Below are 22,465 nucleotides of genomic sequence, written 5' to 3' on the forward strand. Positions count from 1 at the left end.
ATTAGCTATGGAAAAAGATAATACAAATATTAAGTTTCTAGCGTTTGTAAAAGACGATAGTGATATAAAGATATTATCCGAGTTTGCCAGTGAGAACGGTTTAGGCGAGAATTCTGTTCAAAAAGGTGATATTGGCGCGGCTATATCCTATTTGAATAACAAACAACCACCAGAAACATTGTTAATAGAGATAGAATCCGCTGACTCCGCTCCAAAACAATTTGATGAGTTGGCTAATTTTTGCAGTCCAGAAACTAAAGTAATAGTAGTTGGAAAAATAAATGAGTATAGCTTCTATTGTTGGTTAAAGGATATAGGAATATCTAACTATCTACTTATGCCTCTTAAAAAAGAGACCGTTGCTAATATTTATAACAAAGCTGTTAAAAAACCACAAGAAGGCAATAATGAGGTAAAAGAACCAACAAAAATATTTTCTATAATTGGCGTGCGTGGAGGAGTTGGCGCTTCTACTGTAGCGCTTAATCTTGCTGGTATATTCGCTAAAAATTCTGGAAAAAAAGTAGCGTTAGTTGATTTAGACGCGTATAAGGGTACACTTTCACTAATGATAGATATAGAACCTTCTCATGGTTTGCGTGATGCTCTTGAAAGACCTGATAGGATAGATCCTTTATTTATTGACAGGGTTATGAGTAAAACTCACGAAAATTTATGGGTATTAAGCGCGGAAGAACCCTTGCAAGAACAAATAAATATAGCGGACGCGACAGCTGATTCCTTGATTAAAGAATTGTCCAATAAATACGATATTATAATAATGGATATACCGAGATATATGGATAAATTCTGTCACGGGTGCTTAAAATATTCTGATAGTGTTATATTAGTTGCAGAGTTATCTCTACAATCAATTCGTGATAGTTTACGTTTTAGTGATTTTATCGCTGATATATTAAAAATGCCGAGACCAATGGTAATAGCTAACAGGGTAGGTGCTGGCGCTAAAAATGAAATCGGAACCGCTGATTTTGAAAAAGGCATAATGGCAAAGCTTGAGGAAAAAATTAGCTATCATCCTGATATATTTATGTCTATAGGTTCCGACATACCTGCAGTCCACCATGCCAAACATAATGTGGTGAAACCTCTATATTCGATAGCTAAAAAATTAATACCAACTCTAAAGGAAGAAGACATAAAAGTCGAAAAAGGCTTATTTGACTTCATGAAAAAGAAAGAAAATAAAGACAAAGAATAAATAATTATGAACATAAAATATAAAATCATATATAAAAAAAAACTTAGTATTACCCCTAAAGTAAAGAGGTATTCTAATGTTTGGTAGACGCGGTATAAGCTCAACAGAAGCATCTCCTCAATCTCCGGCTATAAATAAAGAGAAGGAAACTCAAGCTGAGAATAACCAAAATACTGCTGGTAACTCGTCACCGGCGGTTGTTGTCTCTCCACAAACAGCGAGTCCTGTTAAAGAAGCCGCTTCAGAACCTGTTAATAATTTAGATAAATTACAACCAAAAGAAGATCTGCTCGCTGGCTCAAGTGATAGCAGTCTGGACGCTCCAAAACCACCAAGTAAAGAAGCTCAGGAATTAGCGGCGACTAAAGATAAGATATATAACCTTCTGCTTGAGCAAATTGATATTACTACTTCTTCAAGATTACCACGTAGTGAGCTTAAACGGCAAATTATAGAGTTAATCGGTGAGATAGTAATGGAGCAAAGATTGCCACTTAACTACGCCGAACAACAATTACTAGCCAATCAAATTGTTGATGATATGCTTGGTTTTGGACCTTTGGAACCTCTGCTTAGAGATTCTTTGATTACTGATATAATGGTAAATGGTCCATACCAAATTTATGTTGAGAGAAAAGGTAAGCTTGAGTTAACAGACGTAAAGTTTCGTGATAATGAGCATGTAATGTCTGTAGCTACTCGTATCGTAACAGGGATAGGTAGAAGAGTTGATGAGTCAAGCCCTATCTGTGACGCTCGCTTACCAGATGGAAGCCGTGTTAACGTTATCGCTCAACCTCTCGCGATTCGTGGGACATCAATCTCTATTCGTAAATTTTCTGAGAAAAAAATAACATTAGACGCTATGGTTAATACGAGTAGCGTCTCTCCAAATCTTTGTAAATTGCTTAAAATATGTGGAGCTATTCGCCTGAATGTTATTATTTCTGGTGGTACTGGTTCTGGTAAAACTACCATGCTTAACGCTCTTTCCCGCATGATAAGTAACGGTGAAAGGATTGTAACTATTGAGGATGCCGCCGAGCTGCAACTACAACAACCACACGTAGTCCCACTAGAGACAAGAACAGCGAATTTAGAAGGAGATGGCGAGATTACTATGCGAGATTTGGTAAAAAACGCCCTTAGGATGCGTCCTGACCGAATTATTCTTGGTGAGGTGCGTGGAGCGGAAGCTTTTGACCTTCTGCAAGCCATGAATACAGGTCATGATGGTTCAATGGGAACATTGCACGCGAATAGTCCTCGTGAGGCTCTAACTCGTATGGAAAATCTAGTTAGTATGGCAGGTGGTAATCTTACTAGCAAAGCTTTACGTACTCAGATAGCTGGCGCTGTTAATCTTATTGTGCAAATAAGTCGTATGCGTGATGGAGTAAGACGAGTTACTCATGTTACCGAGATAATAGGTATGGAAGGTGATGTTATAGTCACCCAAGATCTTTATACTTACAATTTTCAAGGTGAAGGTGATGATGGAAAACTAGTTGGTGAATTTAGGTCTTCTGGAATAAGACCACATTTTTCGCAAAAAGCATCTTACTTCGGGCTGGATAAACAACTTATAGAAGCCATGTCTACGGAACCTCAATAATAACGTATGGTAACTAATAATGCTTACTAACGCTGTAATTTTTATCTGTGTGATCCTATTGATAGCGTTAGTTTCAGCTAAAAAGATAGCTGATAGTCGCGAGCTAAGGCGACGTATTGATAGAATGAGAATGAAAAGTTCCGCCGCGCCTAAAGTAATGCGAGAACTTTCATTACGCAGAAAAAATCTTGAAAGTAAGGGACTATCTTCCATCTTACTTAAGCCACTTCCTAATTCTAAACGTATAGCTATTTTACTTGATAACGCAGGAATAAAAATAACTCCCAAGCAGTTTATTTTGCGCAGATTTGTTACAGTATTACTTATCATAGCTGGGGCTGCAATATTCAAATTTTCGGTATTAATGTCCATTCCAGTAGCCTTAATTGCGGGAATATGGCTACCGTTTAAGATAATAAAAATGAAAATGGAAAAACGTTCCAGAGAGTTCTTGAGAGCTTTTCCTGAAGCGATAGATCTTATCGTAAGAGGGTTAAGATCAGGTCTGCCCGTCTCGGATTCTATAGTACAAGTATCAACTGAGCTTCCAGACCCCATAGGTAGTGTGTTTGCTACTGTAGCAAATAAAATGAAGTTGGGTATATCACTAGAAAAATCTCTTTTAGAAACCGCGAAAGAACTTAACTTAAGAGAGTTTCATTTTTTTACCACAAGTATAATATTACAACGTGAGACTGGTGGCAATCTTTCAGAGATTCTTAATAACCTTTCTGATGTATTGCGTTCTCGCTTTATGATGAAAATGAAGATCAAGGCAATTACTTCAGAAGCTAGGGCATCAGCCGTTATTATTGGCTCACTTCCTTTTGTGGTCGCCGCCGCTGTAATGTTTGTAAGCCCCAACTATCTAAAACCTTTAATAGAGGAGGAGGGAGGAAACCAAGCGCTAGCGGTAGCGTTTGGCATGCTTTCTTTTGGAATATGGTCGATGAACCGAATGTCAAGATTTGAGATATGATATGATCCAGCAAACCGAACGACTAGATCCCATATCCGCTTTTATTAAGGTAAACCTACCAGCTGGTATTAGTGTAGATGATTTTTATATAGGTATTACTTTCCTTATAATAGCAATTTCTATCGTCCTAATTGATAATATGTTAGGAAATAGAAAAAATAGACTTATGGCACGCATCAAAGCGATACATGCTCGTCGTAAGGAATTATATAAGCAGGAAATGTCGCCCAAAAAGCGTAAAAAACCTGAAAGTAGCATAAATTTTATGCGTAAAGTCTCTATGAAATTTGAGTTAGTCAAAAAATTTCAATTAGAACAAGCAGAAGCTACTTTAGTACAAGCTGGATTTAGAACTAAAGACGCGCTACTTATATTCGCTTTTATAACTCTAGTATTACCTTTTATTTTAGGTCCTCTTGGAGTCATATTAATGGAGCTGTCAACACCGGTGACCTTTACTGGTAAGCTTCTTGGCTGGTTATGGCCTTTGCTTGGTCTATATTTCGGTCTTAAACTCCCTTGGATATTTATAAGAAGAAAAAAAGCAAAACGTTATCTCGCTATCCAAAGAGCCTTGTCAGATACTCTTGACCTAATGACTGTATGCGCTGAAGCTGGACTTAGCATAACAGCGTCAATGGATAGAGTCGCAAGAGAATTAGGAACAGCATATCCTGAAATGGCGGAAGAATTAACTCTAACATCTGTGGAGATAAATTTTTATCCAGAACGTAATAAGGCTCTCACTAATTTTGCTGAACGTTGTGATATGAAAGAAATACGTGGTATTGTTACTGTTCTAATTCAGACCGAAAAATACGGTACTCCAATAGCTCAGGCATTAAGGGTATTATCGGCAGAGTTCCGGCAGACTAGAATGATGAGAGCTGAAAATAAAGCAGCGCGTCTTCCCGCACTCATGACACTCCCCATGATATTATTTATTTTGCCTACAGTTTTTATAATAATCATGGCACCGGCGGTAATCAATGCCAAAAAGAATTTGTATGGGAGTGAGTTTTCAAAATAAATTCACAAATACTATCTACGCCTCAGAGTGTTTTTGTTCATTATATCTAATCAGAAAACTATTTAAACATTTCTCTAACTGCGATTTATGTCTAAGCAAGTCATTGTCATGAACTCCAACAAGCTTTTTATTTATCTCTTTTAGTCCTTGTTCACAGGCATGCGCTAACATATCAAGAGGATTTTCTAAAACTGGTAACAATACTGAATCGCTATCATCATGCTTGTAATGCTGATGAAACTTACGAGGACCTCTTACCTCAGCAAGAGCTAGCGAAATTCGGGTAACTATGTTCTTAAAACGCTGTTGCCAATACATTCTTTCAGTATCATTCTTGGTAGAAAATCTACTTTCTAATAGTCTGGCGCAAATATCTTCCATTAACAGCAATGATTCGTTTAATGAACTCGTTATACGGTAAGTTGAAGAATTCGCGGGTTTTTCAGCCACAATATCCATATTATACCTCCTTGTTAAGGCATACCGCCACCAATAATCCAGCAATATCCAATACTCTACTACAAAACTAGAAAAAATTCTAGATATATGATTATTAAAATCAACTTTATTATCTTTATTTTATGGAATTTATTTTGATATATGTTATCTAACTAACAAAATTTTAGAAAATTCAATTTAGGAGAAAAAAGTGGTAGATATTATAAGTGTTTACGCTCGTGAGATAGTTGATAGTCGTGGCAACCCAACAGTTGAGGTTGACGTTGAGTTAGAAGATGGATCTTTTGGTCGCGCGGGAGTGCCATCGGGAGCTTCTACAGGTTCATTGGAAGCATTAGAATTGCGTGATGGCAATAAAAAAATATATAAAGGTAAAGGGGTCAGTAAAGCGGTTAATAACGTAAATAACATAATAGCGGATGCTATTATCGGGTTTGACGCTAGGGAACAAATAAAAATAGACCAAACTCTTCTTGAGTTAGACGGAACAAAGAATAAAGCTAAATTAGGAGCGAATGCTGTTCTTGGTGTGTCACTGGCTATAGCTAAAGCCGCCGCGCAATCTTGCGCCTTACCTTTTTATCGCTACGTCGGTGGTTGTGGAACTCATATAATGCCTGTACCACTTATGAATATTATCAATGGTGGTCAACACGCTAATAATAAACTTGATATACAGGAATTTATGATAATGCCTGTTTCAGCGAATAGTATGACAGAAGCTATTCGTATGGGAGCTGAGATATTCCATGAATTGAAACATCGTCTCAGCGAAGAGGGATATAATGTCTCTGTCGGTGATGAGGGAGGTTTCGCGCCCAATTTCTCAAAGTCTGAGGAAGCCTTATCATTTATAATGAAAGCGATAGAAAGCGCAGGATATAGAGCTGGAGAAGACATAGTTTTAGCCCTTGATGTAGCAGCTAGTGAATTTTTCCATGATGGTAAATATATAATGGAAGGAGAGGGGAAAAATTTAGATTGCGGTAAAATGCTTAAATATTATGAAAAGCTAGTAAATAGCTATCCTATCGTATCAATTGAAGATCCAATGGCTGAGGATGACCATGTTGGCTGGAAAGAAATGACGGCTTTATTTGGTGATAAAATCCAATTAGTTGGAGATGATTTATTCGTTACCAATCCGGTTATCCTATCAGAAGGGATAGAGCAGGGCATGGCAAACGCTCTACTGGTAAAACCTAATCAAATCGGTACACTTACCGAGACCATGCAAGCGGTACAGCTAGCTCACCGCTCAGGATATAGAGCTATTCTTTCTCATCGTTCAGGCGAGACAGAGGATACAACTATAGCGCATCTTGCGGTAGCGAGTAATTGTGGACAGATTAAAACCGGATCATTGTCACGTACTGACAGGCTGGCTAAATATAATGAACTTATCCGTATAGAGGAAGAACTAGGAATCTGCGCTCATTACGCTGGAAACGCTATTTTGATGGATTAGACACGGCACTTACATTGCTCTGATGTTCATCAAATCTCTTACGCATGGAGCAACAAATATATTCCATGTTTTGCTGGTTTTTTTGTAATACCTTGCTTATGCAGTCAAATAACATGAGATCTGTCTTAGTAGGAATATAGTTTTTATCTATTTTATACATATAAGAGACATTTACGGCTTTTACGGCAAGCTGTACTGCTTCCTCAAGAGCACTTTTCCGGTTAAATATTAATCTCAGAAGTTTTTTCATAACACACCATTCTCATTTTTCATTTTATCAAAATATTAATGAAAACGGCATCAGGCAAATATTTGCGCTGATGCCGGGGTGTTAAGAAGTCACTCAATCATGACCGCGAGCGGTTATTATATAACGCCACCACCCCGACGCAATGCGAGGTGACAGTTTGATAACGGCAGATGTCTCTGCCGGATTGAGAGAGGTTCTTAAGCCCCAGACCGGAACTCCCAGTCATACGCCGATGATAGCACGTGCTATAATTATTGGTCAAATATAAACAAAAGCTATGATAACTAACATTCAATTAGAATAAATTTCAATGGTGAACACTAAGTCACCTTTAGCTCAGAGGTAAGAGTTCTTAAATAATTTTCTACTTCACTAGAGCATAAATTTAGTCTGCTTTCATCACTAGAGCGACAAACAACACTAGTTCCAAGACGGCTATTTTCTATAAAAGGATAGCTGCCTATTTCAACATCAGGAAAATTATTTTGTATGCTGGTTAATTCTTTTGCTAAGGTTCCTTCTGTAATGAATGAGGAGATTGTCTTGGACAGAACTATCTTTCCTCCCTTTAATACTCCTTTGATACTATCAAACATAGCGCGCATAATGCTCGGTACACCTGCCATTACATATATATTATCAATAATAAAACCGGGAGCGGCACTTACCGGATTATGTAAAAGGGTAGCCCCTTCAGGCATATGTGCCATTTTAAGACGAGCCTCGTTAAGATTATCTTTCCCGTAATAATTAAGTAAAATTTCTTCCGCATCTTTATTCAAAATATATTTTTTATCAAAAGCCTTAGCTATACTAAGACTTGTTATATCATCATGAGTAGGACCTATCCCACCAGTGGTAAACACATAATCATATTTTTCGCTATAATCCTTTACCGTATCTATAATCATTTGCTCATCATCAGGAATTATCCTTACTTCTGATAGGGTTATTCCTTGTTTGTTAAGAGAGTCAGCAAGAAAATTTATGTTTTTGTCCTGAGTACGCCCCGATAATATCTCGTTTCCAATCACTATCATTGCTGCTTTTGTTGTTTGCATAAAAATATATTCCTGATAAATTCCTTAATTAGAATAGAAATAGCATAAAACCGACTTTTGCGTATAGTAATTATATAGCAACTGAAATGGTAAAAATAGAGGGTTAATTTATTGTGGGTGAAAATAGGGAAATAACAATACATTCCGAAGAAGATTTTGTTGGAATGAGAAAGGCTGGTCGCCTTGCTGCTGAAGTATTAGATATGATCGCAGAGCATGTTGTAAGCGGAGCGACTACCCAGCAGCTTAACGATTTATGCCACAAAATGATAATAGATAATGGAGCTATTCCAGCGCCTCTTAATTATCGTGGATTTCCTAAATCAATTTGCACATCTATAAATCATGTGGTGTGTCATGGTATTCCCGGTGAGCAAAAATTAAAAAATGGTGACATAGTAAATATAGACGTAACCGTAATTCTTGATGGCTGGCATGGTGATACTAGCCGTATATATTGGGTAGGCGATCCACCAATCAAGGCAAAACGGCTCACAAAAATCACCTATGACGCTATGATGTTAGGAATTGAACAAGTAAAACCGGGTGTTCACCTAAGCCATATAGGAAAAACCATACAGGATTACGCTGAAGGTCATGGCTATTCGGTAGTACGAGATTATTGTGGACATGGTATCGGCAAAGTATTCCACTCCGCTCCTAGCGTACTACATTACTATGATGAGAACTACTCTGTAGTTCTGCGTGAAGGTATGTTCTTTACTATAGAACCAATGATAAATGTTGGTGACTATCGTACTATACTAAACAAGTATGACGGTTGGACTGTTACAACTCGTGACAAGCAACTATCAGCGCAATTTGAACATACCATTGCTGTTACAAAAAATGGCTATGAGATATTCACCTCATCACCAAAAGGACTCAACTGTCCACCTTATTGAAACCAACTCCAAAAGAGTTAATTTTTCACTGCTGAGCTAAGCGATAAGCACGACCAGCAGGTCGTGCGAGCCTTCAGTTATGCTCCATGCGAGGGACAGTAGTCCCGTAGCGGGAGCAAAACAACTTTATTTTTTAGGAAAAAAATAAGGACAATTTACCATAAATAAAAAAACACCCGTTACTATTGTAATAACGGGTGTCTTTACATGTATAAAAATATAATTAAACGCTATAATACATCTCAAACTCAATCGGAGCCGGAGTATGCTCTAAGCGATACACTTCCTGCATTTTAAGATCTATATAAGCATCTATTAAATCGTCTGTGAATACTTCTCCCTTTTTCAAGAACGCACGGTCACTATCAAGATTTTCTAGGGCTTCCCGTAACGAGCCACAAACGGTTGGTACATCTTTTAGTTCTTCAGGAGGAAGATCATATAGATTCTTATCCATAGCGTCACCAGGATGAATTTTATTTTCAATACCGTCAAGTCCAGCCATAAGTAACGCTGAAAAAGCTAAATAAGGATTAGCTGACGGGTCAGGAAAACGAGTTTCAATACGCTTTCCTTTTGGTGACGCTACATACGGAATACGGATAGAAGCCGAACGGTTACGAGCTGAGTAAGCAAGCAACACTGGAGCCTCAAATCCGGGTATTAAACGCTTATAACTATTGGTAGAAGGATTAGTAAAGGCGTTCAACGCTTTCGCGTGCTTTATAATACCACCTATATAATATAAGCAAGTTTCTGAAAGGTCAGCGTAACCATTCCCAGCGAATAAAGGCTTGCCATCTTTCCATATTGATTGATGAACATGCATCCCAGAACCATTATCACCAGATATTGGTTTAGGCATAAAAGTAGCGGTTTTACCATATGAATGCGCTATATTATGCACAGTATATTTATATTTTTGAACATTATCAGCAGTTCCCAACAATGTGGAGAATAATGTGCCAAGCTCACACTGCGCCGGAGCTACTTCATGGTGATGAAGAACTGGCTCAACTCCAATCATTTTTAGTGTTGATAGCATTTCACCGCGAAGATCCGCTAAAGAATCAACCGGTTGAACAGGGAAATAACCACCTTTGGTAGCGGGACGATGTCCCATATTACCGGCATGATATTCTCTATCATTATTAGCTGGAAGCTCCTCGCTATCCAAACGATGGAAACTATAATTACCGCTAGTTTTGAAACGCACATCATCAAAAACAAAAAATTCCGGCTCAGGTCCAAAATAAGCTGTATCGCCAATACCAGTATACGCTAAGTATGACTCAGCTCGCTTCGCCACCGAACGTGGGTCACGACTATATGATTGCCCAGTTGATGGCTCAACAATATCACACACAATCACCAATGTCGGTTGAGCGGTAAATGGGTCAATAAATGCTGTACTAGCATCTGGCATAAGTATCATATCGGACTCATTAATTGACTTCCATCCAGCTATTGAAGAACCATCAAACATGATACCATCCTCAAAACTACTCTCATCTATTTGCGAAGCGACATAACATGTGTGCTGCCATTTTCCTTTCGGATCGGTAAAACGGAAATCGACAAATTCAATGTCATTCTCTTTTATTAAATTAAAAACATTCTCAGACATGCTAACCTCTTATATATTATTTTTGCTTATCAATTAATGAACATTTGCCAATCAAGCAATAGAGAGCCAAACAGGAACGCAGTTATAACAGTGTATTATTGTTTGTAAAGTGAGTAATAACATAGCTGACCAATACATATTTATAGAAATATATTAATGAACTAATTAATAGTGCTATCGCCTCTTTCACCGGTTCTTATCCTGATAGCGTCCTCAATCGGTATAATAAATATCTTACCATCCCCAATACGTCCCGTATGGGCGGCGTTAGTAATAGCGTCAATTGTTTTTTCAACCATACTATCTTCTACCACCACCTCAATTTTTACCTTAGGTAAGAAGTCAACCACATATTCAGCGCCACGATAAAGCTCTGTATGGCCTTTTTGACGACCAAACCCACGAGCCTCGCTAACCGTAATTCCTTGTAATCCTACCTCCTGAAGAGCATCCTTAACATCATCAAGCTTGAAAGGTTTTATAATAGCTTCTATTTTTTTCATAATATCCCTAAATATCAATTGGTTTGATTGGATTGTATGGCACTAAAACAACGAGGGCAATCATATTACTGACAAATAATATTGCAAGTTGATTTTATTGATTTTTTAAGCTTAAATGGTAAATAAACTTCAATAATCTTGCAATTTAACAAAATATACTGAATGACTAGAACCCTAAAAATATTAGCTATTGATGATGACCATGAAAGTATTGATAGAGCTGTGTATGCTCCTCTTAAAAGAGAGTTATCTAGGAAAGATATAGATTTAGAATATAAGATTGTTGAAAATTATGACGCGGCTATTGGTGAGCTAAGAGCAGGCTTTCGCCCTGATGCTATTACCAATGACTATATGATGAGAGAATATAAAGGAATTGGAACGGGTCCTAACGGATTTAAGCATTTAGAAAAAATTTTACTCCATATAGATGGAAACATACCTAATTTTACTCCAAAACCATTTATGATGACCGCCTCAACCAATGAGGCAAAAGTTCAGATAAATAGAAGCTCTATTTTAAGAGCTCACAACACAGAAATTGCCGATAAGAGTGATATTGATAGAACTATTATATCTCATTTAGAATCACCGGATATTTTCCCTATAACAGAAGATACTCCATTTTCTATATTTTTACGAGAAAAGCTGGGTGAGGATATTATAGCTCCGCTGCATCGCTATAGTGATTATAAAGACGAAGAGCCTCAAGCTAAAACAAATTCTGATAATAGCATTTTACAGAAATATGATCTTAGTGATAATGGAAAGATGATTAAATCACTGTCGCCTGATATAGATGATGAAATTGAGGGAAAGACACATAGGGTTGATTGCCTGAAATCTAATGATATGCCGATAAATGGTTATGTCGCTTTTAATGAGGATGACGTAAACAAGCTTTTAAGGGAAGATAAAGAGCCAGTTCTTTTTATGGACGATTATGACGTAAAAAAACATAGCATGCTATTGCCTAAACTGTCAGGTATAGTATGTCTTGGTACAGGCGGTAGTCATTTGCTGGATAAGGGTATCCCCACTATTAGCAAATCAGATAGAGAGGTTTGGAATTCTGACACAGGTGAGGCAATCAATTATTATCGTATTGAACAGATTGACGGTAAGTCAGCTTTGGTTAATAACTCTCATGCTGTAAAGCGAGCTGTATTTAATTGGCAGCAAGAGGGGGAGAACGTAAATAACCCACCGCAGCCGGAATATGATAACCCACAAAAAAACAAAATAATTTTATTTAAGGCTGGTGACAAAGTTACACTTGCCAGAAACGCCGCCTATCAAGGACATCTAAAAATAGAGTATCCTGATGTCACGCCCATCGTTAAAGAAGTAGAAAAAATTGCTTCCAGTCTTCCTTTCAAATCTCCCCATTTTTTAGCTACTTTGAATTCAGCTAGTGATATGAATCAAGGTTATGACGAAATAACTAAAATTATGAAATCAGGAGCAGAAGGAATTGGTTTAATACGTACAGAAAATATGTATAACAATGAGGCATTAGAGAACATTAAAGAAGGGATTTTAAGTAATGACTCTCATGGGTTTGTTCATCTTGGGCCAATAGGAAATTTTAGGGATAATGGTCTGAGCGGAGCAATCCATAATACTATAGAGAATTTAAGTGATAGAGAGCCTTTGCGTATTCGTTTGTTTGATTTTCCACCAGATGAATTCTTCTCTAAGAATGAACTGAAAAAACTCAAAGAGAGGGTGGGCGATGACGTGCAAGGAACACCACTCGCCCTAAAAACAAAAGGACTTTATGAGAATCAGCTAAATAGTATTTTTAACTCTACAAAATCAAAAAATCTTGAGCGTGAACAACCGATAAATTTACAAATCATGGCTCCTCACATCAATAATGCTGATGAAATGGAGCAATTTATTGAAATGGTTGAGAAGGAAGCCAAGAGAAAAGATTTTCCACGTGTTAATTATAAAATTGGCGCGATGATAGAAACCAAATCCATAACCGATCACAAGGAATTGGCAAAGCTGGCAAAGATGGTGGATTTTGTAAGTTTTGGTACAAATGATTTAACGCAGGAAATTACTGAGGTTAAGCGTCCCTTTGAAGGTGGTGGCATAAATCCATATGAAAAACTGGATGATAGAGTAAAAGATGTTATGCGCGAAAGCATAAAAATTTTACGAGAAAATAACCCGAACATTATTATAGGTTGTTGTGGCTCGCAAATGAAAGACTTGGATTCTTTGACTTTTGCGGCAAAGGATCTTGAGCTTGATGACGTATCCATGCCGTCTGACGCTAAACATCTTGTCGGCAGAAGATTACAACTTTATCAACGGCTTGAGCAAGAGCACAATGCGACTAAAATGGTTGGTAGTAACATAGATAAAGTAAATAGCGTAACGGCTACACCTAAACAGCGCGGCTAATAGACAAATCCGGTGAATATGTCCCATAAGCCTTGACTTGACTACAGTCAAGGCGTAAGAGTATTAAACATTTTACTTATATGCTTATAACGTATTAAATTAGAAAGATTTTCAATGTCCAAAATAGTGGATGATAGTATACTTAATAAGTTTAATATCATACTTGGCAATCAACTTATCGCTATCAATCAGCATTTTCTACATGCCCGCATATTGAAATATATGGGTTTTATGAAGCTGGCTGATTATGAATATAAGGAATCAATTCAGCAGATGAAGTACGCTGACGCTCTGGTTGAAAAGATATTGCTACTTGGAGGCATACCAAACCTACAGGAAATTGGTGAGTACAAAGTTGGCAAAGACTCAGAAGATATACTAAGGTGTGATTTACAAACTATAGAAAAAACAAAAAATGACCTAATTAATTTCATAGAGCTACAAAATAGCGCTAATCATAATCATGGATTGGATATTTTGAAAAATATTTTAATAAACGCCAATGAACGGGCTAATTTTATTAAGTCGCAATTAAAAGATATTGAGGAATATGGAGTAAAACAGTATCTGGCAAGTTAGTTCACGAGTATAAACATTATTTAATATTGTATAATCATATAAATTCTGCTTTATATCATTGCCGATAAATATTCTATCAAGGAGACTTTTTATGATTCGCAACCTGTTAGTTACACTTACTGTAATTTTTATGATTTTTGGAGTAACCGCTATGGCAAAATCTAAGTCTGCGAAGGCAGCAGATAATCAATTAGAAAACACCCTTTACATGGATCTTAAATATGGTCGGGTAGTAATAGAAATGCGCCATGATCTTGCGCCAAAACATGTAAAACGTATTAAAGAACTTGTTCGTCAAGGATTTTATGATGGTGTGGTATTCCATCGTGTAATAGATGGATTTATGGCGCAAACTGGTGATCCAACCGGCACTGGAACCGGCGGTTCTGGCAAAAAGCTAAAAGCCGAGTTCAGCAAAGAGCCTCACTTGCGTGGCGCGGTTTCTATGGCAAGAGCTATGGATGTAAACAGCGCCGATAGTCAATTCTTTATTTGTCTTGCCACCGCTAACCATCTTGATGGTCAGTATACCTATTGGGGAAGAGTAACCAAAGGCATGGAATATGTTGATATGATTAAAAAAGGTGATCAATATAATAACGGTATGGTAACAGATCCTGATAAAATAATAAAAATGCAGGTCGCCGCTGACGTTAAAGAGTAATAATCTAGGCTGATACAATTACTATGAAGCGTATTTCTTCTATCTCCGGTATAATATCGGATTACGATATTTTTTTTCTTGATTTATGGGGAGTAATACATGACGGAACTCATCTATATCCAAAGATATACGAGAGTCTAGTAGAACTTAAAAAATTAAACAAAGAAGTTATATTTATCTCAAATGCTCCAAGAAGAGCGATAAATGTTATAAATGTCCTTCATAATCTCGGAATAGATGAAAGTCTTTATAAAGAGGTAGTTTCCTCTGGTGAAGTGGGGTTTCGGTGGCTAAAGAATGGATACTCTAACTGGGGTAAGCGGTATTACCTTATTTCAGCTCTAAAAGATGTCGCCACCCTTGATGGCTTAGATTTTGACAGAGTTGATAAACTACAAGAAGCTAATTTTATACTTAATCTGGGTTTTGGTTCAGAAGAACAAACAACTGAGGATTATCATAATATTCTAAAAGAAGCTGCCAACTTATCATTGCCTATGCTCTGCCTAAATCCCGACCTTGAGGTAGTAAAAATAAACGGCGATAGATTTCCATGTGCTGGCGCTATCGCCAAAGAATATATAAATTTTGGTGGTGAAGTTAAATGGTTTGGTAAGCCATATATAGATATTTATAATTATTGCCATGATTTACTAGGCAGACCAGACAAAAACAAAATACTAGCAGTCGGCGATAGTTTAGAGACTGACATACCCGGTGCAAAAAATTTCGATATAGATTCTGTGCTAGTAACCGGTGGTATATTAAAAAATAAAAGCATAGAAGAAATAAATAATGAGTGCAAGAAATTGAATTTAACTCCAAAATATATCACATCAGGTTTTGGTTTTACATCATAGCGCTTGGCTATACTTCTAACGGCTCATTTCCCTTATCCATGAAGCTGGATTAACCGGCTTATTATTATGCCTCAACTCCATATAAAGCTCTCTATTACTTAATTGTTTGCCCATCTCACCAATTGGCTCTCCTTCCATCAAAAATTCACCGCTGGTAGTGGATATATTATCAAGCCCAGCTATAAGCGTATGATAATTATTTTTATGTTTTAGTATAACCATATTACCATATTCCATAAATTTTCCAGAGAAAATTACCTCTCCATCGTAAGGTGAAGTAACTTGAGCGTCCGGTCTAGTTAATATAATAATACCTTTGCTCTTACCGTTCTTCTTTTCGCTACCATATTTCTGTATTAAACGACCGGCTGCCGGAACACGAATTTTACCTTTAGCGTCCGTAAAGGAGCGAAGACTAGAATCACCAGTACTATACTCAGCTTGTTTTCTTAACTCCTCTTTCTTGCGTTCTTCTTCTTTTTCTAAGGATACGATAAGATTTTTAAGATTTTTTGCTTTTTTCGCTAATTTATTTAGTCTTATATCTATTTTTGTTTTCTCGGCTTTTATCTCATTTTGTAATTTTTTATATTTAGACATCTGTTCCGCTAACAGTTTTTTCTGCTTATTAAGCCGTGAATTTTCTTCTTCCGCTTCTTCTTGTTTTTTCTCCACATCGTTTTTTAATTTGTTAAGCTCTATCATTTCACTATTTATCTTGATAGATTCATTACGAATTGTCTTCGTCATTATTTTTAAGGCTCTCGCGGCTTTTATATTATTATCCATATCACCCGGCATAAATATCACCGCTTCTTTTGGTGTTTGACTTAATTTAATAGCCGAACGCACCATTAAACTTAGCTCTTTTCTACGTTTATTAAGCCTCTCGGTTTTTTCCTCTATGTCTAAATTAAGAACTCTAATTTTCTCCTCAATAGCCGATAACCTAGCTTCACTCGCTTGAAGGGAAGCCGCTATTTTTACCATTCTTTTTGAGATGATATTCTTCTGACTCTCAAGGTTCTCTATTTTTTTACCTAACTTGTCGGACTCCGCTTTGCTTCTACTTATCTCATCATTGGTTTTTTTTAGATCATCGTGCAAAGCGGCGGAAGCCGGTAAGTTTTCCGTCAATAAAAAACAACAACACATAAACGTGAATAATATTAATCTGTATTTTCTACGCATAATTTATAAGTAATGACTTACCTGTCATTTCAGTAGGTTTTTGAATAGCAAGTAATTGTAGAATAGTCGGAGCTATATCCGCAAGCACTCCATCAGAAATTTTTATATTTTTATTTCTAAAATTTTTTCCAGCTATAATCAAAGGAACAATATTAAGAGTATGTGATGTATGAGGTTGATTAGCTTGCGCGTCAAACATTTTTTCAGCATTCCCATGATCGGCGGTAATTAGTATAACGCCACCTAATTTATTTACAGCGTCAAACAACTTTCCTATACATTCATCAACAGCCTCAACCGCCTTAATAGCGGCTTCTAAATTACCCGTATGACCAACCATATCAGCGTTAGCGTAATTAACGACAATAAAGTCAAATTTATCAGAATTCATCTCATTAATAAGTCTATCTGTAACCTCATATGCTGACATTTCTGGTTTTAAGTCATAAGTAGCTACAGTAGGGGATGGAATAAGCACATGCTCCTCACCGACGAACTTTTCTTCCCTGCCGCCATTAAAGAAAAAAGTAACATGAGCATATTTCTCAGTTTCCGCTATGTGTAATTGTTTAAGACCTTGCTTGGAGACAATCTCACTTAAAATACCACATAGATCTTCATGAGGAAAAATCGCTGGTATCAAATCATTAAGCTCTTTAGAATATTCAGACATGCCAAGAGCGGAAGAAAATTTAATCTGTTTCTTTCTTGTAAAATCTGAAAAACTATCCTGAAGTAGCGCCGATAAAATTTGCCGCGCGCGATCCGCTCTAAAATTACACATAAGTAAACCATCACCATCTTTTATTCCCGCATAACCCTTGATAGCGAATGGCTCTATAAACTCATCTGATACATTATTATCATAATTTTTTTCAATAGTGCTTATATATGAATCCTTAAACTTGCTAGGGCTTACCATCTCGTCATAAGCTTTTTCTATACGTGACCACCGATTATCCCTATCCATAGCGTAATAACGACCTGATATTGTGGCAATAGATATAGCTGGATAGTTTTTTAGAGAAGATGGATAGTCAATATTAGAATCATCTTCTATTTCCATTAGCTCACTAAGCTTTTTTATAACTGGGAAAATATCATCAGCTAGCTGTTTATTCTGCTCTTTTACTATAGATAAAAAGCAATGTAACGCCTCGCCATACTCACCGACATTAATAAATTCTATTATTTCATCAACTTCATCATCATTAAGTATACTCTCTGAATATTTTAACAATAACGCCATATCATCCTCTATTATAGAGTAATGCAGACGCATAATAAATTCATGAGCGCTACGAGGAGGGCAGTCACGACCATCAAGAAATAAATGTAATTTTACGTCAAGACCGCTAGCTACAAAAATTCTCGCTATCTCTAATATATGAGCATAGTGAGAGTGAACGCCTCCGTCAGAAAATAAACCAAGCAAATGAACAGTAGCATTATTCCTCTTCACACTATCAATAAAATTAATAAGCGACGGATTATTATTTATAGAACCATCATCTATTGCCTTGTCTATTTTTACCAAATCTTGCAGAACAACCCGTCCGCTCCCTATATTCATATGCCCAACTTCTGAATTTCCGACCTGACCTTCAGGCAAACCAACATAATTCTCAGAAGCGTTTATAAGTGATTTTGGAAATTCTTGGCTTATTTTATCAAAATTAGGAGTATTGGCTAAATTTATAGCGTTGTTATTATCATCGGTAGAATATCCCCAACCGTCAAGAATAGTAAGAACCACCGGTTTTGGACGTTCATAACTCATAATAATTCAACCATTTTGAAGCCATGCCTCATTTAAGAATCAGCATTATCTGATTTATCGGAAGAGGCGTTTACACCATCTATAATACTTTTTAATGTTGCCTTATTTGGTCTTTTACCAGCCATCACATAATAAACCATTTTGGTAAGATTGGTTATATGATCTCCCAAACGCTCAAGATTCTTAGCGGCGAATACTACTTGCGTGCAAGGCATAACCCTATCAGCCGACTTACCCATTTCCTCCTGCATCATATCTATTATAGATTTATAAATAGCGTCTATGTCTTTATCCATTTTCCAAATAATAGCGGACTTCTCCACATCATTATCAGCGAACGCCGAAAGCGCGCCAGTAAGCATCTCTACAATAATATCAGACATTTCCTCAAGTTTTACTATAGCATCTTCCGGCACAAGCCCTGCTATACGCATACTTCTTTTGATTGTATTTTTCGCTAAATCACCAGCATGCTCAAGCATACCAGTTATCTTTATTATTGAGATAACAAACCGTAAATCAATAGCCATCGGGCTTTGCAGCGCTAAAACTGTTATCGCTTCTTCCTCTATTTGTTTATCAAGCTTATTGATATGTTTATCAGCTAGCTTAGCGTCAGCGATCTTATCCTCATTTATTTCCCTAAATGATTTCTTCGCGTCAATTATAAGATCTTGAACTTCCTTTCCCATATCCATAGTAAGAGAAAGTAAATGATTCAACTGTTCATCATAAGAACGCAGAGTATGTTTTCCAAGAGTCATATATATAGTCCGGTTACTGGTTATCCTTTATTATACATACAACATATAGTAGTAGTTGTTTATCATTTTTTCCAGATAAATATTATCCGTATCACAACTATATTCTACTCTCTATGATAAGGATGATTAGATATAAGACAGTAACAGCGATATATCTGTTCAGCGAGTAACGCTCTTACTAACATATGCGGCCATGTAACCCTACCAAATGACCAGATCAAATTTACTTTCCCTAATGTTTCTTCAGTAAGCCCATCCGCTCCACCAATTATAAAAGCGACAGACGATATACCACGTTGCTGTATATCTGAGATATTAGTGGCGAATTGCTGGCTGGAAAGTAATTTTCCTGATTCATCAAGAGCCACTATATATTCATAGCCAGAGCACGCGTTTACAAGAACCTCATTCTCCTTATCTTTTTGTTTACCGCCAGAATTTTTTATATTGAACTCATTGCATTCAATTTTCCAGTTAGTGCGTTTTATATATTCGTGGAAAATTTGATATTCAGGAGAATTTTTCTTGAGTTTACCAATCGCGTTTATAGCTATTTTCATCGCTAAATAATAAAATAATCAATTATATGGCTGATCAACGGAGTAGGTATTTTTATCATCTGTATATAAATCTTTGTCATCCGTATACTCATTATCAAAATATATATACATAATATTGGCTGGTTTATCATCAACTCGTTTTTTCGCTTCCAAAGTATCGTTTTGCATTATTTGCCGTGAGAATGTTGGAAACACACTAGCGAAAGTATTATTATAACGGACACTAAAACGATTAGCGAAAGTAGGGCTGGCTATAACATTAGCCGCTATAGTGCCGCCCTTTTTAAGCCGCGCCTTCACATCAAGCAAAAATTCTCTGGTCGTACATTCCATAGGAATAGATATTCTATTAGTATAAACATCTATAAATATAATATCATATTTATTTTTTGTGTTGTGAACAAAGGCTCTCGCTGAGCTAGCGATAAATTTTTTATTATCGGTTAGTTTCCTATTTAAGAAATATTTTTCAGATACATCCTTAAGATCTGGGTCAATATCAACAAAAGTATAGTTATTGGTTTTATCATCTATACCTATGGCGAAGCCACCAGCTCCAACTACTAAAATATCAAGAGGTTTCTTCGCAATTTCGGTTGCTGGTTTTATTATATTATCCTCAGCGTAAGCGAAATACTCAAAACGGTACTTATGGTCTTTGCTTATCTGTGAGGAAGTAGAACGATTTATATGCAAAACCTTCCTTTCCTCTTCCGGCACATCTTCCACTCGCACCATATTGTAAGCGTTGTTTGAGTATATATCAAACTCTCTCATAGTCTCTGTCTTATTAAGACCATAAACCGTTAGAAATACTATTACGCACAATATCGTCTCAAAACTAAATATACTCCTTACTAACAGCAAAATAAGAATACATAATAGCGATATAGTAACAATAACCGTATTATGCACGCCAACATAACTCATAAGCACTATTGTGGAAAACACTGAGCCAAGAAATGAACCAGTCGTTGAGAAAAACAACATTTTACCGGTTATCTCACTTAGTTTTTCGCGCGAGAAATAGTTACTTACCAACGGAACGGTTTGCCCTAGCAGGAAAACTGGAAAAGATAAAAATAATACCGAATATAAAGATGTCTGAAACAGACGGTTAGTAAAACCAACCTTCTCAAGAACCGAAAAAAATATTTCCTGAAACACATAAGAAAGACCTATAGTTAGAACTATAAGCGATGACACCACATTCTTAAGTAAAAGTTTTCTTATAGACAGTTTTTCTTTTTTCTTGTGCTTTGATTTGGCGTAGGCTTTCTTAAAGGCGTTACCACCAATATGGTAACCAAAAGCAAGTGGCATAAGCACAGCGCTAATTATAATAGATACTACTTCCGTACCACTGCCAACAAAAGGAACTAAACTCCTTATCGCAAGTAGTTCAGTCGCCAGTACCGCGTAACCTTCTATTAAAATTACCAAAAAAAGAAGCTGAGTTTTATTCATAATGAGAAATTATTATAAATTAATTTACAGTTGATTAACTAAAAGGCGATTTCTCTGCTGGAATCCAGCGCCGACCACATTTTTTCTAAATTATAACGCTCACGTATGTCAGCTTTGAATATATGAACGATAACATCACCAGCGTCAACAAGTATCCACTCACCACTTTCTTTTCCTTCTGTGGGAACTGTTTCATAACCAGCTTTTTTAAGAGCGGTAACTATGTAATCAGCGAGAGCCGCGACATGCCTTGACGATATACCAGTAGCCACCACCATACGATCAGCCACATCGGTTTTACCTTTCAAATCAACTGATACAACATCCTCAGCTTTATTGACATCTAACTCTTTACAGATAATTTTTTCTATTTCATCAACTGAAAGATTAGGAAAACTTTGCTTTCTATTAATAATATTTCTCCATTTATAAAAATAACATACACTCTAATTATGTACAAAAAAAGCCATTTTTCCAAGCTTTTTTCTTATATCCGTAGATGAATTATCATCTTTTTTTAGACGAATCAAATAAAGTTGTGGCAAATTTTCCTTATAGTCTATCTTATTAGTTTTATTAAGAAATTTCTTCATATAACTATACGATTTGCCAGAGGTACAACTAAATGAATAAGGAAAACGGTCAAAAACCACTATCGGAACTAAAGCCGCTATATCTTTCCATCTTTGCCAATTATGGAAACCAGCGAGATTATCCGCTCCCATTATCCAAACAAAAATAGTTCCCTTATATGCCTTTTGTAGCTTATCTATGGTCTGGTAGGTATATCGTATATTTTTTCTTCTCTCAAAATCAGAAACTATAATACGCTTACTATCTCTTGTTACCTTAAGCGCCGAACTAAAACGCTCTTTATATGATGCCATATCTTTTGTTGATTTAAGTGGATTTTGTGGGCTTACCAGCCACCACAAGCAATCAATACCAAGTTTTTTAAGAGCATACTCACTTATATGCAAATGTCCCACATGCGCTGGATTAAATGATCCTCCAAGCAGACCGACAACACGATTTTTAGTATAAACTGGCTTCAACTTCTAAA

General features: G+C 36.6%; 22 protein-coding genes. 10 read left to right on the forward strand and 12 right to left on the reverse strand.

Going from position 1 to position 22,465, the window contains the following annotated elements; translation table 11 throughout:
• The first annotated feature begins 7 nt into the window (after positions 1 to 7).
• The 4 genes from R3D71_05400 to R3D71_05415 all read left to right on the forward strand — a co-directional run bounded on the left by R3D71_05400 (position 8) and on the right by R3D71_05415 (position 4,846).
• Positions 8 to 1,222, forward strand: coding sequence for an AAA family ATPase (locus R3D71_05400; GenBank protein ID MEZ5691081.1), 1,215 nt, complete (start codon positions 8 to 10; stop codon positions 1,220 to 1,222).
• A 76-nt stretch (positions 1,223 to 1,298) separates the two neighbouring features.
• The gene (locus R3D71_05405; GenBank protein ID MEZ5691082.1) at positions 1,299 to 2,837 is read left to right on the forward strand and encodes a CpaF family protein; all 1,539 of its coding nucleotides are present in this window, start codon (positions 1,299 to 1,301) and stop codon (positions 2,835 to 2,837) included.
• 58 nt (positions 2,838 to 2,895) lie between these two features.
• On the forward strand, positions 2,896 to 3,816 hold the full coding sequence (locus R3D71_05410; protein ID MEZ5691083.1) for a type II secretion system F family protein: 921 nt from the start codon (positions 2,896 to 2,898) through the stop codon (positions 3,814 to 3,816).
• 1 nt (position 3,817) lies between these two features.
• Positions 3,818 to 4,846 carry a type II secretion system F family protein gene (locus R3D71_05415; GenBank protein ID MEZ5691084.1) on the forward strand — a complete coding sequence of 343 codons (1,029 nt, stop codon included), beginning with the start codon at positions 3,818 to 3,820 and terminating at the stop codon, positions 4,844 to 4,846.
• Between the two features lie 15 nt (positions 4,847 to 4,861).
• On the opposite strand, the gene R3D71_05420 is transcribed toward R3D71_05415, so the two are convergent.
• Positions 4,862 to 5,305 carry a hypothetical protein gene (locus R3D71_05420; protein MEZ5691085.1) on the reverse strand — a complete coding sequence of 148 codons (444 nt, stop codon included), beginning with the start codon at positions 5,303 to 5,305 and terminating at the stop codon, positions 4,862 to 4,864.
• A gap of 190 nt (positions 5,306 to 5,495) precedes the next feature.
• Between R3D71_05420 and eno the strand changes: the two genes are divergently transcribed.
• Positions 5,496 to 6,773: a phosphopyruvate hydratase gene (eno, locus tag R3D71_05425; GenBank protein MEZ5691086.1), complete on the forward strand. Its 1,278-nt coding sequence runs from the start codon at positions 5,496 to 5,498 to the stop codon at positions 6,771 to 6,773.
• Here the strand turns inward: eno and R3D71_05430 are convergent.
• Both R3D71_05430 and R3D71_05435 read right to left on the reverse strand, forming a co-directional pair.
• Positions 6,757 to 7,023 carry a hypothetical protein gene (locus R3D71_05430; GenBank protein MEZ5691087.1) on the reverse strand — a complete coding sequence of 89 codons (267 nt, stop codon included), beginning with the start codon at positions 7,021 to 7,023 and terminating at the stop codon, positions 6,757 to 6,759. The two genes, eno and R3D71_05430, sit on opposite strands and share 17 nt — an antisense overlap.
• A 320-nt stretch (positions 7,024 to 7,343) precedes the next feature.
• On the reverse strand, positions 7,344 to 8,084 hold the full coding sequence (locus tag R3D71_05435; protein MEZ5691088.1) for a competence/damage-inducible protein A: 741 nt from the start codon (positions 8,082 to 8,084) through the stop codon (positions 7,344 to 7,346).
• Between the two features lie 110 nt (positions 8,085 to 8,194).
• Here R3D71_05435 and map point away from each other — a divergent pair, with 110 nt between their 5' ends.
• Positions 8,195 to 8,989 carry a type I methionyl aminopeptidase gene (gene map, locus R3D71_05440; GenBank protein ID MEZ5691089.1) on the forward strand — a complete coding sequence of 265 codons (795 nt, stop codon included), beginning with the start codon at positions 8,195 to 8,197 and terminating at the stop codon, positions 8,987 to 8,989.
• A gap of 223 nt (positions 8,990 to 9,212) precedes the next feature.
• On the opposite strand, the gene glnA is transcribed toward map, so the two are convergent.
• Both glnA and R3D71_05450 read right to left on the reverse strand, forming a co-directional pair.
• Positions 9,213 to 10,616, reverse strand: a complete 1,404-nt coding sequence (gene glnA, locus R3D71_05445) for a type I glutamate--ammonia ligase (protein MEZ5691090.1) — start codon at positions 10,614 to 10,616, stop codon at positions 9,213 to 9,215.
• Positions 10,617 to 10,777: 161 nt separating this feature from the next.
• The gene (locus tag R3D71_05450; GenBank protein ID MEZ5691091.1) at positions 10,778 to 11,119 is read right to left on the reverse strand and encodes a P-II family nitrogen regulator; all 342 of its coding nucleotides are present in this window, start codon (positions 11,117 to 11,119) and stop codon (positions 10,778 to 10,780) included.
• Between the two features lie 162 nt (positions 11,120 to 11,281).
• On the opposite strand from R3D71_05450, the gene R3D71_05455 reads away from it, so the two are divergent.
• The 4 genes from R3D71_05455 (at position 11,282) to R3D71_05470 (ending at position 15,640) form a co-directional block, all read left to right on the forward strand.
• Entirely contained in the window at positions 11,282 to 13,537 is a 2,256-nt protein-coding gene (locus tag R3D71_05455) for a putative PEP-binding protein (GenBank protein MEZ5691092.1), read from the forward strand.
• Between the two features lie 114 nt (positions 13,538 to 13,651).
• Positions 13,652 to 14,116: a bacterioferritin gene (bfr, locus tag R3D71_05460; GenBank protein ID MEZ5691093.1), complete on the forward strand. Its 465-nt coding sequence runs from the start codon at positions 13,652 to 13,654 to the stop codon at positions 14,114 to 14,116.
• A 91-nt stretch (positions 14,117 to 14,207) separates the two neighbouring features.
• The gene (locus R3D71_05465) at positions 14,208 to 14,780 is read left to right on the forward strand and encodes a peptidylprolyl isomerase (GenBank protein MEZ5691094.1); all 573 of its coding nucleotides are present in this window, start codon (positions 14,208 to 14,210) and stop codon (positions 14,778 to 14,780) included.
• 23 nt (positions 14,781 to 14,803) lie between these two features.
• Positions 14,804 to 15,640 carry a TIGR01459 family HAD-type hydrolase gene (locus tag R3D71_05470; GenBank protein ID MEZ5691095.1) on the forward strand — a complete coding sequence of 279 codons (837 nt, stop codon included), beginning with the start codon at positions 14,804 to 14,806 and terminating at the stop codon, positions 15,638 to 15,640.
• Positions 15,641 to 15,655: 15 nt separating this feature from the next.
• Here the strand turns inward: R3D71_05470 and R3D71_05475 are convergent, their stop codons facing one another.
• From R3D71_05475 to nadD, 7 genes are all read right to left on the reverse strand, one after another.
• Positions 15,656 to 16,777 (reverse strand): peptidoglycan DD-metalloendopeptidase family protein, encoded by a 1,122-nt coding sequence (locus R3D71_05475; protein ID MEZ5691096.1) that lies wholly within the window; start codon positions 16,775 to 16,777, stop codon positions 15,656 to 15,658.
• Positions 16,778 to 16,823: 46 nt separating this feature from the next.
• The gene (gpmI, locus tag R3D71_05480; protein MEZ5691097.1) at positions 16,824 to 18,611 is read right to left on the reverse strand and encodes a 2,3-bisphosphoglycerate-independent phosphoglycerate mutase; all 1,788 of its coding nucleotides are present in this window, start codon (positions 18,609 to 18,611) and stop codon (positions 16,824 to 16,826) included.
• A 32-nt stretch (positions 18,612 to 18,643) separates the two neighbouring features.
• Positions 18,644 to 19,375: a phosphate signaling complex protein PhoU gene (gene phoU, locus R3D71_05485; protein ID MEZ5691098.1), complete on the reverse strand. Its 732-nt coding sequence runs from the start codon at positions 19,373 to 19,375 to the stop codon at positions 18,644 to 18,646.
• A gap of 104 nt (positions 19,376 to 19,479) precedes the next feature.
• On the reverse strand, positions 19,480 to 19,935 hold the full coding sequence (locus R3D71_05490; protein MEZ5691099.1) for a 23S rRNA (pseudouridine(1915)-N(3))-methyltransferase RlmH: 456 nt from the start codon (positions 19,933 to 19,935) through the stop codon (positions 19,480 to 19,482).
• Between the two features lie 18 nt (positions 19,936 to 19,953).
• Entirely contained in the window at positions 19,954 to 21,402 is a 1,449-nt protein-coding gene (locus tag R3D71_05495; protein ID MEZ5691100.1) for a fused MFS/spermidine synthase, read from the reverse strand.
• Positions 21,403 to 21,440: 38 nt separating this feature from the next.
• Complete coding sequence (rsfS, locus tag R3D71_05500) at positions 21,441 to 21,818, reverse strand: ribosome silencing factor (protein ID MEZ5691101.1); 378 nt, start codon at positions 21,816 to 21,818, stop codon at positions 21,441 to 21,443.
• Between the two features lie 30 nt (positions 21,819 to 21,848).
• Complete coding sequence (gene nadD, locus R3D71_05505) at positions 21,849 to 22,457, reverse strand: nicotinate (nicotinamide) nucleotide adenylyltransferase (GenBank protein ID MEZ5691102.1); 609 nt, start codon at positions 22,455 to 22,457, stop codon at positions 21,849 to 21,851.
• Between the last annotated feature and the right edge of the window lie 8 nt (positions 22,458 to 22,465).

The organism is Rickettsiales bacterium (assembly GCA_041396965.1).
In the GTDB taxonomy this organism is placed as follows: Bacteria; Pseudomonadota; Alphaproteobacteria; order Rickettsiales; family SXRF01; genus SXRF01.